Annotated in this window: 13 protein-coding genes; all 13 read left to right on the top strand. The window is 62.9% G+C overall.

All coding sequences use genetic code 11. The features are described from left to right. Window positions 1–707 (top strand): IS5 family transposase gene (locus tag BFN67_RS22150; RefSeq protein WP_139789220.1). Its coding sequence is split into 2 segments (ribosomal slippage), with 708 coding nucleotides annotated over them: window positions 1–286 and window positions 286–707; the frame shifts between segments, so codons are not numbered across the junction. This gene is flagged as partial in the annotation. Between the two features lie 3 nt (window positions 708–710). Further along, window positions 711–1,895: a baseplate megatron protein TIM-barrel domain-containing protein gene (locus BFN67_RS22145; RefSeq protein ID WP_080921620.1), complete on the top strand. Its 1,185-nt coding sequence runs from the start codon at window positions 711–713 to the stop codon at window positions 1,893–1,895. Window positions 1,896–1,913: 18 nt separating this feature from the next. After that, window positions 1,914–2,738: a GTA baseplate fiber-binding domain-containing protein gene (locus BFN67_RS22140; RefSeq protein WP_080921619.1), complete on the top strand. Its 825-nt coding sequence runs from the start codon at window positions 1,914–1,916 to the stop codon at window positions 2,736–2,738. A gap of 29 nt (window positions 2,739–2,767) precedes the next feature. After that, the gene (locus tag BFN67_RS22135; RefSeq protein ID WP_080921618.1) at window positions 2,768–2,974 is read left to right on the top strand and encodes a hypothetical protein; all 207 of its coding nucleotides are present in this window, start codon (window positions 2,768–2,770) and stop codon (window positions 2,972–2,974) included. A 119-nt stretch (window positions 2,975–3,093) separates the two neighbouring features. Then, entirely contained in the window at window positions 3,094–3,345 is a 252-nt protein-coding gene (locus BFN67_RS22130; RefSeq protein WP_080921617.1) for a hypothetical protein, read from the top strand. A 75-nt stretch (window positions 3,346–3,420) separates the two neighbouring features. Then, window positions 3,421–4,089: a response regulator transcription factor gene (locus tag BFN67_RS22125; RefSeq protein ID WP_080921616.1), complete on the top strand. Its 669-nt coding sequence runs from the start codon at window positions 3,421–3,423 to the stop codon at window positions 4,087–4,089. A gap of 43 nt (window positions 4,090–4,132) precedes the next feature. Further along, window positions 4,133–5,536 carry a sensor histidine kinase gene (locus tag BFN67_RS22120; protein ID WP_139789294.1) on the top strand — a complete coding sequence of 468 codons (1,404 nt, stop codon included), beginning with the start codon at window positions 4,133–4,135 and terminating at the stop codon, window positions 5,534–5,536. Window positions 5,537–5,636: 100 nt separating this feature from the next. Next, complete coding sequence (locus tag BFN67_RS22115) at window positions 5,637–6,074, top strand: hypothetical protein (RefSeq protein ID WP_080921615.1); 438 nt, start codon at window positions 5,637–5,639, stop codon at window positions 6,072–6,074. A gap of 95 nt (window positions 6,075–6,169) precedes the next feature. Next, window positions 6,170–7,306 carry a c-type cytochrome biogenesis protein CcmI gene (gene ccmI, locus BFN67_RS22110; RefSeq protein WP_080921614.1) on the top strand — a complete coding sequence of 379 codons (1,137 nt, stop codon included), beginning with the start codon at window positions 6,170–6,172 and terminating at the stop codon, window positions 7,304–7,306. Further along, window positions 7,303–7,746 (top strand): cytochrome c maturation protein CcmE, encoded by a 444-nt coding sequence (ccmE, locus tag BFN67_RS22105; RefSeq protein WP_080921613.1) that lies wholly within the window; start codon window positions 7,303–7,305, stop codon window positions 7,744–7,746. Before ccmI ends, ccmE begins: the two co-directional genes overlap by 4 nt. Window positions 7,747–7,751: 5 nt before the next feature. Further along, window positions 7,752–9,740, top strand: coding sequence for a heme lyase CcmF/NrfE family subunit (locus BFN67_RS22100; RefSeq protein ID WP_080921612.1), 1,989 nt, complete (start codon window positions 7,752–7,754; stop codon window positions 9,738–9,740). After that, window positions 9,737–10,207, top strand: coding sequence for a cytochrome c-type biogenesis protein (locus BFN67_RS22095; RefSeq protein WP_139789292.1), 471 nt, complete (start codon window positions 9,737–9,739; stop codon window positions 10,205–10,207). Before BFN67_RS22100 ends, BFN67_RS22095 begins: the two co-directional genes overlap by 4 nt. Before the next feature lie 186 nt (window positions 10,208–10,393). Then, a complete protein-coding gene (locus BFN67_RS22090; protein ID WP_080921610.1) occupies window positions 10,394–11,920 on the top strand; it encodes a Do family serine endopeptidase in 1,527 nt (508 codons plus the stop codon). Window positions 11,921–11,936 lie beyond the last annotated feature (16 nt).

The raw sequence follows: 11,936 nt of genomic DNA, 5'->3' as shown, positions 1-11,936 counted from the left end.
CCATTCTTCCCGCTGTCGCACGGGGTGCCGAGGGTTGACGACCGGCGGGTGGTGAGCGGCATCGTCTACGTGATCCGCAACGGGCTGCAGTGGAAGGATGCGCCGGCTGGCTACGGCCCGCACAAGACGCTCTACAACCGTTTCATCCGCTGGAGTCTGATGGGCGTGTTCGACCGTATCTTCGCAGGGCTTGCCGGAGAAGGACCGAAACCCGAGCGCATCATGATCGACGCGACGCATCTGAAGGCTCATCGCACGGCGGCGAGCCTGCTCAAAAGGGGGATGTTCCCCGTCGTATCGGGCGAACCAAGGGTGGGCTGAACTCCAAGCTCCACACCGTCTGCGACGGTGAAGGCCGGCCGATCATCCTGCTTTTGTCGGAAGGCCAGATGAGCGACCACAAGGGCGCCCGCATGGTGCTCGACGCCTTGCCGAGCGCTTCACACCTGATCGCCGATCGCGGCTACGACAGCGCCTGGTTCCGGACCGAACTCGAAGCACGCGGCATCAAACCCTGCATTCCGTCGAGCCGCAGCCGCAAGGTCCCATACGCCTACGACAAGGCACTCTATCGCCAGCGCCACAAGGTTGAGAACCTGTTCGCCAAGCTCAAGGACTGGCGCCGCATCGCAACCCGATACGACCGGTGCGCACACACCTTCTTCTCGGCAATCTGCATCGCAGCAGCCGTCATCTTCTGGATATAATCAATGAGTCCTGAGCCTAGCCCGACGGCATGGGTGCCGGCCGGCAAGCCTATCTGGTTCACCGAATTCGGCTGCCCGGCGGTGGACAAGGGGCCGAACCAGCCGAATGTCTTTCCCGATCCGAAGTCTGTGGAAAGCGCCTTGCCGTATTTCTCGCATGGCGGGCGTTCCGACATCGCGCAGCGCCGCTACATCGAGGCGCATCTGGATCATTGGCAGTCCGGAAGCTCCGGTAATCCGGCCTCGCCCGTCTATGGCGGGCCGATGGTCGACCCGGATCGGCTTTATCTCTGGGCCTGGGATGCGCGACCGTTTCCGGCTTTTCCCATGCGCAGCGATCTTTGGTCCGATAGCGCCAACTGGAGCCATGGCCATTGGCTGAACGGCCGGCTGGCCAATCCCGATCTCGGTTCGCTCATCAACGCCATATTGGCCGATCACGGCCAGCCGCCGGCACGCGTGGAAGCGGTCGAGGGCACGGTTTGCGGCTATGCGGTCTCCGACCCGACCTCGGCGCGCGCCGCGCTTGAGCCGCTGATGGATATTTTCGATCTGATCGTCAGCGAGGAGGGTGGCGAACTGGTCTTCCGGCATGGCCGCACAAGGCGTGCGCCGGCGCTGGAGGTTACGGAACTCGTTCTCGGCGACAGCGGGCCGATGGTCGAAAGCGTGCGTGCGCCCGACCATGATCTGCCGGCCGAGGCGCTGCTCGGCTTCACCGATCCCTTCCGCGACTATCAGGCGGGAACGGCGCGACGATACCGATTGGGCGCAAAGGGCAGCCGCCAGAAAAACCTCTCTTTCCCCGGCGTGCTTGAAAAGGGCCAGGCGTCAGCACTTCTGGAGGATTGGCTCGACCGCATCTGGGTTCGGCGCGAGACGCTCACCTTCTCGGTGCCGCAGCCGAACGCCGACATCGCGCCCGGCGCGATTGTCCGCCTGCCTTCCTCCGGCAGTCCGTCCGATTTTCTGGTGACGGAGATCGAGGACGGCCTGGCACGAAAGGTCTCGGCCCGGCAGGCCGGCGTTTGCCTGCCCGCACCCTGGCGGGATGTTTCCCGACCGGTCATGCCGGTGCCGGCAATCGTCACCGGGCAGCCTCATGCCCTGTTCCTCGACCTGCCGATGGGCATCGGTGAAGGCGAGGCGCAACAGCAGTTTCGCGTCGCCGCCTGGCAGAAGCCATAGCGCAGCCAATCGCTCTATGTGTCGCCGCAGGATACCGGCTTTGCCCCGCGCGGGGTGGTCGCCAGACCGGCGCGGCTCGGCCGGCTGATCGAGCCGCTGCCGCCGGGTTCCATGGGACGGGTCGACCGGTCGAGCACGATCGGCGTCGAACTGTTCGATGCTGAAGTGGTCAGCGTCGCCATGGCGCAATTGCTGAATGGCGCCAATGCGGCGGCGATCCGTTCGGCTTCGGGCGCATGGGAGATCGTCCAGTTCCAGACCGCCGAGGAAGTGACGCCGCAGGCATGGCGTCTTTCCGGCCTCGTCCGCGGGCAACTGGGCACGGACGATGCCATGCTGGCAGGCGCACTAACTGGCGCGGACTTCGTTGTGCTGGACGATGCGGTCGTGCCGGCGGGATTGCAGGCCAGCGAAATCGGGCTCCTGCTCAATTGGCGCATCGGCCCGTCAGCTTCCGACCTGTCCGACGACAATTTCCTGACCGTGGCGGAAACCGGCGGCCTACGTGCCTTGCTGCCGTTTTCGCCGGTCCATCTCAAGGCGCGATGGATGGGCGCCGATCTTGCGTTTTCATGGATCAGGCGCAGCCGTATCGGCGGAGACAGTTGGCAGGGCAGCGAAATCCCGCTCGGCGAGGCCGTCGAACAATACCGGCTGGAGATCGCCGCGCCTGGCGGTCCCGTGCTGCGAACCGAAATGGTCGACGCACCGCGCTGGCTCTATCCGCAGGCCGCGATCCTGAACGACTTCGCGGCTTTGCCACCTGAAATCGAGATCACCGTGCGCCAGTTCAGCACAGCCGTCGGCTGGGGTCTGCCGGCGCACCGCAGCTTCACGTTTTAAAACTCAACCAAGCAGAAGGAGAAGCAAGAATGACGGCAGTAAAACCCTGGTATCTTTCCAGAACCATCTGGGCCTCGATCGTTACCATCATCACCGGAGCCGCTGGTCTCACCGGCATTCCGCTCGACGGATTCGACGGCTCGGCCTTTACCGACACGATGTTGCAGGCCGTCAGCGCCGTTTCCGGACTGATCGCGGTCTTTGGTCGGTTGTCGGCCAAGCATAGGATCGGCTAGGCTTCCCGCCGAGCGGATTGGACATTCAGTCCCGATCCATGAGTTGATCTTCGGGAGGGAGCAAGCTGATGAAGCCGACATTCATATCGTGTTCAGCACGGATGCGGTAGGAAGGCAGCATGAAACGGCCTGGTCCCCTCATTCGTTCGGCTATTTTGGCCTTGTGCGCGCTTGGTTTTGCCACGCCGCCGACCTTGGCTGCGAGTTGCTATGCCATTGGCCAGCAGGTGGCCGCGCAGAAGGGCGGCACGCTGGCCAAGGCCTCGCAAGGCAGTCGCGGCGGGCAGCAGGTCTGCGTCATTGTCGTTCTGGTTCCGGGTAAGGACGGGCAGCGTCCGCGCCGTACGGAGATCGTGGTGCCGCAGGGCTGATGCCGCCGCTGTTTCCAGCATTTCGGGAATCGGCTTATATCGGCCTTCCTTTCAGCTACCGGGTATAGGGGTTGCATGCGCATACTGGTCGTTGAAGATGACAAGGATCTGAACAGGCAGATTTCCGATGCGCTGGCCGATGCCGGCTATGTGGTGGATCGTGCCTTCGACGGCGAGGAAGGGCATTTTCTCGGCGACACCGAGCCTTACGACGCCGTTGTCCTCGATATCGGCTTGCCGCAGATGGACGGCATTTCAGTGGTCGAGCGGTGGCGGCGCGACGGCCGCAAGATGCCGGTCCTGATATTGACGGCGCGCGACCGCTGGAGCGACAAGGTGTCCGGCATCGACGCCGGCGCCGACGATTACGTCACCAAGCCGTTTCACATCGAGGAAGTGCTGGCGAGGGTAAGGGCGCTCATACGCCGCGCTGCCGGCCATGCGTCTTCCGAACTGATGTGTGGGCCGCTGCGGCTCGACACAAAGGCCTCCAAGGCCGATGTCGACGGCGTGCCACTCAAGCTGACGTCACATGAGTTCCGGCTGCTTGCCTATCTGATGCACCATATGGGCGAGGTGGTTTCGCGTACTGAGTTGGTCGAACATCTCTACGATCAGGATTTCGACCGCGATTCCAACACGATCGAGGTCTTTGTCGGCCGCCTGCGCAAGAAGATGGGTGTCGATATGATCGAAACGGTGCGCGGCATGGGATACCGCATGCGTGAACCAGAGCAGGGCTGAACCGCAACGCGTGCGCAGCGAATCTGATAAATCGCGGCGCGCTTTGACGCGACCGGGACGAAAATCCGCCTGGTGGCGCTTCTGGCCGCGTTCGCTGACATTTCGGGTGATTGCCTTCTCGACGATCTGGGCCGTGTTGGCGCTGGTCGTGATCTTCACCCTTATCAACACGCTTTACCGCCAGGCGAGCGAGCGCGGCTTCGACAGCCTGCTTTCGGCGCATTTGTTCAATCTTATCGGTTCTGTCGGCATCTCCGAAACCGGACGTCTGACGGGTTCGCCGGACCTCGGGGATCTACGCTTTTCCGAGCCGAATTCGGGTTGGTACTGGTCGGTCGAGCCGGCTTCGCCCGGTGTCAGCGGAGAACTCCACTCCCCTTCGATGATACAGCCGATCCCATCGCCCACCGCGGCGGAAGTGCCATTCAATTCAGAGTTCCAGCGCAGCTATATCACTGAAGGAATCGACGGCGAGGAGGTCGAGGTGTTCGAGAGCGAATTCGTTCTCGATGCCAAGAACCATGCCGCGCGCTTTCGCGTGATGGGCAACGAAACCGAATTGGAAAGTGAGATCAGCAGGTTCCAGGGGCGCCTGCTGACCTATCTGTCGCTATTCGGCGTCGGCATGATTGCCATTAACGCCATTGCCATCCTTGTCGGCCTGCAACCGCTGCGGCGGGTGCGCAATGCGCTGGCGATGATTCGCGAAGGCACCGCGCATCGGCTGGACGGGCGCTTTCCTGCCGAGATCGAGCCGCTGGCCAATGAAACCAATGCCTTGATCGAAAATAATAAACGCATTGTCGAACGCTCACGCACGCAGGTGGGCAACCTCGCACATTCCTTGAAGACACCGCTTGCCGTGCTCCTCAATGAGGGCCGCGCGCTGGGCGGCGCCAAGGGAAAGCTGATCGCCGATCAAGCGGTATCGATGCAGGGCCAGGTCGAGCATTATCTGCAACGCGCGCGTGTCGCCGCGCAACGTGACAGCGTCGTTTACCGCACCGCGGTCAAGCCGTTGGCGCAGCGCATGGCGCGCGTCATGCAAAAGCTCAATCCGAATATCCGTTTTTCGCTTTCCCTGCCCGCGCAGGAGGTGCTGTTTGCCGGCGAGCGCGCGGATCTGGAGGAAATGCTCGGCAATCTTCTGGAAAATGCGGTGAAATGGGCGAAGGCGTCGGTGTCCCTGTCGGTCCGGCAGATCGAAGGCGATGAGGCCGACATGTGGGTCGAGTTCGCTATAGAAGACGATGGTCCAGGTATTCCCGAGGACAAGGCGCGCGAGGCGATGAAGCGGGGCAGGCGCCTCGACGAGACGAAACCCGGCACCGGATTGGGGCTTGCCATTGTGACAGATCTTGTCAACGAATATGGAGGAAGCTTGGCGCTGGAACGGTCCGCTTCGGGCGGATTGCGGGCGGTCGTGCGGTTGCGAAGCATTGCATGATGCGGCGAAGGGATGGAAGCAGGTCAAACTTCGACCAAATATCAGCCCTATGCGCCCCGCATCGCATGGAAGATGTTGAAGGACGGGGAACGATATTCGCATGAAATTTCATCTGACACTTCTCGCCGGCGCTTTGGCGCTTTCCGGTTGCGGCACGACAGGCGGGGCTAATCGCGAAACAGGTGGAGTTTTGGCAAGTCTTGGCGTCGGCGGCGGCGATACGGTTGGGGCCTCGATCATTTCGGCCATGCATGGCGGACTGGTCGGCGGATCGGTCGGTGCCGGCCTGACCGGCGCCGAGAAGCGGACGGCCCTGGAAGCCGAATACAAGGCGCTTGAATATACGCCGAGCGGCAAGGTCGTGGCCTGGACGGGGAAACAGAACCGTCGCGGAGAGGTGGTCGCGGCCCAGCCCTATCAGGTCGGCTCGCAGAATTGCCGGCAATATAAGCAGACTGTCTTTACCGGCAGCGCCAGCGCGATCGCGCGCGGCACGGCATGCCGCAACCCTGACGGAAGCTGGACGCCGCTGACCTGACCCCCGGCTGGATCAGCGCCGATCTCTCCCGACTCGTCAAAGCGTCGCACCGTCGCGATGTTGGCATAGCTTGGCGCTGCGTTTATTGAAGGCGCATGGTGTTCTGGGTCATAGCCGCTCTTCTGACGCTGGGCGCGAGCCTGGCGGTCCTGTTGCCGTTGACGCGCCGTCCAAAAACCGCGCCGGCGGGTGCGGAGCATGACCTCGAAGTCTATCGCGACCAGCTTGCCGAACTCGACAAGGATACGGAACGCGGGCTGATCCCGCCCTCGGATGCCCAGGAAGCGCGCGCCGAGGTCGCCCGCCGCATCATCCGCGTCGCGAGTGCGGAAAAACAGGCGAACAAGGCTGAAGCGAGCGCGCCGAGAGACGTGCGGCTCATTGCTGCGGCGGCCGTGCTTGCCGTGCCGCTGATAAGCTGGGGCCTCTATGGCGCGTTGGGCTCACCCGATCTTCCGTCGCAGCCTCTGGCCGACCGCCTGACCAAGAACCCGGCCGACAGTTCCGTCGATGAACTCATTGCGCGCGCCGAGTCCCATCTGGCCGAAAATCCGAATGACGGCCGTGGGTGGGATGTGCTGGCGCCGGTCTATCTGCGCATGCAACGCTTTTCCGATTCGGCCACCGCCTATCGCAATGCCATCCGCCTCGAGGGCTCCACCGCCGGCAGGCAGGCCGGATTGGGCGAGGCGCTTGCCAACCAGCAGGGCGGCATGATCTCGGCCGAGGCTCAAAGCGCGTTCCAGGCGGCCTTGAAGCTCGACCCGAAAAACGCCAAAGCGCAGTTTTTCCTGGCTGTCGGGCTGGCGCAGGAGGGCCGCAAGCAGGACGCCGTTGCGGCATTGCGCAAGATGCTCGCCGACCTGCCGCAAAACTCGTCCTGGCGTAACGCGGTCGAACAGGCGCTGGCCGAGTCCGGCGACAAGGTGGCCGATGCGGACCGCCCGGCAGGGCCCGACCAGAATCAAATTGACGCAGCCGCTTCGATGTCGCCGCAGGATCGTCAGGCGATGATCGAGACGATGGTGGCGAGCCTCGACGATCGGCTCAGGCATAATCCGGACGACGCCGAAGGCTGGCAGAAGCTCATCCGCTCCTATGCGGTGCTCGACAGGAAAGCCGAGGCGCTCGATGCGCTCGATCGTGCCGTCGCCGCCTTTGGCAAGGATAGCGAAGAGGCGAAGAAACTCGTCGCCTTTGCCGCTTCCGTCGGGATTGCGAGGAAACAATGACCCGCAAGCAGAAACGATTGTCGGTTATCCTCGGCGGCCTGCTGTTTCTCGCCGCGGCCACCGGCCTGACCTTCTACGCGATCGGCCAGAAGGCATCCTATTTTTATATGCCGGTCGATCTCGAAACCGCGCATCTGCAACCGGGGCAGCGCATCCGCCTCGGCGGCATCGTCGAGAAGGGCAGCATCGTGCGCGACAAAGGTGCTACGGTAACCTTTGCCGTGACTGACCACGAAAAATCCGTCAAGGTGACTTACACTGGTATCCTGCCCGACCTTTTTCGCGAGGATCAGGGCGTGATTACCGAGGGCACGCTCGGGCCGAACGGCGTCTTTGTCGCCGATAGCGTTCTTGCCAAGCATGACGAGCGCTACATGCCCAAGGACGTGGCCGACCGCCTCAAGGCCAAGGGGCTTTGGCAGGAAGATCAGGGTGGATAGACGGCATGGTTGAGATCGGACATTTCGCGCTCGTTCTGGCCTTCGTACTGGCCTTGGTTCAGATGAGCCTGCCCATGATCGGCGCGCGCATCAGGAACGAGCGGATGATGGCCGTGGCCGCACCCGTCGCGCTCACCGGCTTCGCGATGACCGCACTATCCTTCGTCGCGCTGGCGAGCGCCTATGCGCGTTCCGATTTCTCGGTGCTCAGCGTGTGGGAGAACTCGCATTCCTTGCAGCCGCTGCTTTACAAGATTACCGGCACCTGGGGCAATCACGAAGGCTCGATGCTGCTCTGGGTGTTGATCCTCACCTTTTTCGGCGCGCTCGTCGCGCTGTTCGGCAACAATCTGCCGCCGACGCTGAAAGCCAATGTGCTGGCCGTTCAAGGCTGGATCGGCGCGGCGTTCTTCCTGTTCATCCTCACCACGTCCAACCCGTTCACGCGTATCTCGCCGGCACCCATCGAGGGCCGCGACCTCAACCCGATCCTTCAGGATATCGGCCTCGCCGTGCATCCGCCGCTGCTTTATCTCGGTTATGTCGGCTTTTCGATCTGCTTCGCCTTTTCCGTCGCCGCGCTGATCGAGGGGCGCATCGATGCCTCATGGGCGCGCTGGGTGCGCCCGTGGACGCTGCTTGCATGGATGTTCCTGACCGGCGGCATCGCCATGGGCTCCTACTGGGCCTATTACGAGCTTGGCTGGGGCGGCTTCTGGTTCTGGGACCCGGTCGAAAACGCTTCCTTCATGCCGTGGCTGGCGGGCACCGCGCTGCTCCATTCGGCCATCGTCATGGAAAAGCGCTCGGCACTGAAGATCTGGACGCTGCTTCTGTCGATCCTGACCTTCTCGCTGTCGCTGCTCGGCACCTTCCTGGTGCGCTCCGGCGTGCTGACCTCGGTGCATGCTTTCGCCACCGACCCGACGCGCGGTGTCTTCATCCTGGCGATCCTGACATTCTTCATCGGCGGTTCGCTGGCGCTGTTCGCGCTGCGCGCTTCCACCTTGTCGGCGGGCGGCCTGTTCCAGCCGATCTCGCGCGAAGGCGCGCTGGTCCTCAACAATCTGTTCCTGACCACGGCGACGGCAACCGTTCTGGTCGGCACCCTCTATCCGCTGGCGCTCGAAGCCATTTCCGGCGACAAGATTTCGGTCGGTCCGCCCTTCTTCAACCTGACATTCGCGCCGCTGATGGTGCCGCTGCTTCTGCTGGTGCCATTCGGCCCGCTGCTTGCATGGAAACGCGGCGACGTCCTTGCCGCCGGCCAGCGCCTGATGACGGCCTTCGCCATCGCGCTGGTGGCGGCGCTGGTGACGGGCCTGTTCATCGATGGCGGTTCGGTGCTGGCGGCGATTGGCTCTGGCATCGCCTTCTGGCTGATCTGCGGCGCGCTGACCGATCTTGCGGTCAAGTCGGGGGCGGGCAGTGCGGCACCCGACGTCATGGTCCGGCGTTTCCTCGGCCTGCCGCGCTCGGTGTTCGGCACCGCCCTGGCGCATATGGGGCTGGGCGTCACCGTGTTGGGCATGGTCGGCACGCTCAATTTCGGCGCGGAGCGGATTCTCACCATGCATTCCGGCCAGAGCGTCGAAATTGCCGGCCGCACGCTGACTTTCGACGGGTTGGTTCCTGGCCGGGGGCCGAATTACACCGAATTGCGCGGTCATTTCAGCCTTGCCGACGCCAAGGGGCGCGAAATTGGCGAGCTTTGGTCGGCCAAGCGCCTTTATCAAGCTCGGCAGACGACCACCACCGAAGCCGGCATCATGACGGTGGGGTTCAGCCAGCTTTACGTCTCGATGGGCGATGAGGCCAAGGACGGATCGGTGGTCGTGCGTGCCTGGTGGAAACCGCTGGTGACGCTGATCTGGCTCGGCGGCCTGGTGATGATGGCAGGGGCGGCGATGTCACTGCTGGATCGGAGATTGCGCGTCGGCGCACCGGCTCGCCGCAAGCGTGCGGCGACCGCCAAGGCAGCGGGACAGGCGTGATGTCGCGTCTGTCGCTGGGGCTTGCCGCCTTCCTGCTGACGCTGCTTTTTGCCGGCGTGGCCCAGGCCGTTCAGCCCGATGAGATGCTGAAGGATCCGGCACTTGAAGCCCGCGCCCGCGAACTCTCCGGGCAGGTGCGCTGCATGGTGTGCCAGAACCAGTCGATCGACGAATCCGATGCCGATCTGGCGCGGGATTTGCGCATTCTGGTGCGCCAGCGGTTGAAAGCCGGCGATACCGACGAGCAGGTTCTCGATTATCTCGTCTCGCGCTATGGCGAATTCGTGCTTTTGAAGCCGCGCTTCGATCTTCAGAACGCCTTGCTGTGGGGAACGCCTGTTCTGCTGTTGCTTGCCGGCGGCGTGTTCATGCTGTGGTCGGCGCGCGGCAAGCGCCGCTCGCCGCTGCCGCAGCCCCTGTCGTCGGAGGAGCAGGCCGCGCTCGATACGGCTCTGAAGCGCGAGTGACGTTTCCGTCCGCGCATAATTTCCAAAGCGAGCATCGGAACAATGCGGAAAACCGGAGCAAGCTTTTCGCCCGATCCTCGAACATTAACAAAGTTTCATGTGCCGGAAATGAGCCGGTAATGTGGGCTGCCATATCCCTCTGACAGAGGATGCAGTTGCAGCATCCCGGATCAAGAGGATTCCCCCATGAAAACTGCTCCACATTTCCTGTCCCGTACCCGCAAAAGCCTGATGGCCGCTGCTGCATCGCTCGCGATTGCCGGCGCCATCGGTTTCGGTATCACCACCACCGGCACGATGCCCGTCCTGGCGGATGCCGTTCATGTCCAGGCGCCGCAAGTTCCTTCCTTTGCCGATCTTGTCGAACAGGTTTCCCCCGCCGTCGTCAGTGTTCGCGTCAAATCGGATGTCCAGCCGGCGGATGACAATAGCTTCCAGATGTTCCAGGGGCCGGATGGCCTGCCGGACAATCCGCAACTGCGGCGCTTCTTCAAGCAGTTTCGTGAGTTTGGCCCACAAAACGACCATCGCCAGCATAAGCGCCGCGATGGCAAATTGCGGCCGGTGGCCCAGGGCTCGGGCTTCTTCATCTCCGAAGATGGCTATCTGGTCACCAACAACCATGTCGTCAAGGAAGGCTCTGCCTATACGGTCGTCCTTAATGACGGCAAGGAACTCGATGCCAAGCTGGTCGGCACCGATCCCCGCACCGATCTTGCCGTGCTCAAGGTCGAGGGTGAAGGCCGCAAGTTCACCTATGTCCAGTTCGCCGACGATGCCAAGGTTCGCGTCGGCGACTGGGTGGTTGCCGTGGGCAATCCGTTCGGTCTCGGCGGTACGGTCACCGCGGGTATCGTCTCGGCCCGCGGACGTGATATCGGCGCCGGCCCTTACGACGACTTCATCCAGATCGATGCTCCGGTGAACCGCGGCAATTCGGGTGGCCCGACCTTCAATCTCAGTGGCCAGGTCGTCGGTATCAATACCGCCATCTTCTCACCGTCCGGCGGCAGCGTCGGCATCGCCTTCGATATCCCGGCTTCGACCGCCAAGGGCGTGGTCGAAGATCTCATCAAGAACGGCTCGGTGTCGCGCGGTTGGCTGGGTGTCGAGATACAGCCCGTGACCAAGGACATCGCCGAATCTCTGGGCCTGCCGGATGCCAAGGGTGCGCTGGTCGCCAGCACGCAGGATGACAGCCCGGCCAAGGCGGCCGGTATCGTGCCCGGCGATGTCATTACCCAGGTGGCTGGCAAGGACGTTCCTTCCACCAAGGAACTGGCCCGCATGATTGCCGCCTATTCACCAGGTAAGTCGGTCGATGTCACGATCTGGCATGACGGCGAGTCGAAGCAGGTTTCCGTCGATCTCGGAAAGATGCCCAGTCAGGCCAAGCTCGCCTCGAACGATCAGCAGTCTGCGCCGCAATCCGAGACGTCCGGTTCGTTGGCCGATCTCGGCCTGACGGTCACCCAATCGGATGACGGCCATGGCCTTGTCGTGGCCGATGTCGATCCCGACAGTGCCGCGGCCGATCGCGGCATCCGGGCCGGTGACGTCATTACCGCCGTCAATTCGGAAGAAGTTAATGGCACGGCAGATGTCAAGCAGGCCATGGAAGACGCAGCCAAGGCCGGACGCAAGTCGGTGCTCGTGCAGATCACCCGCAATGACAGCAACCGCTTCGTGGCGCTCCCCATCGACAAGGGCTGAGCGCGCGATCCGCTCC

Origin of the sequence: Manganibacter manganicus (assembly GCF_002075885.1) — a bacterium.
GTDB lineage: Bacteria > Pseudomonadota > Alphaproteobacteria > Rhizobiales > Rhizobiaceae > Mesorhizobium > Mesorhizobium manganicum.
This window is presented reverse-complemented; position numbering and strand designations above follow the sequence as displayed.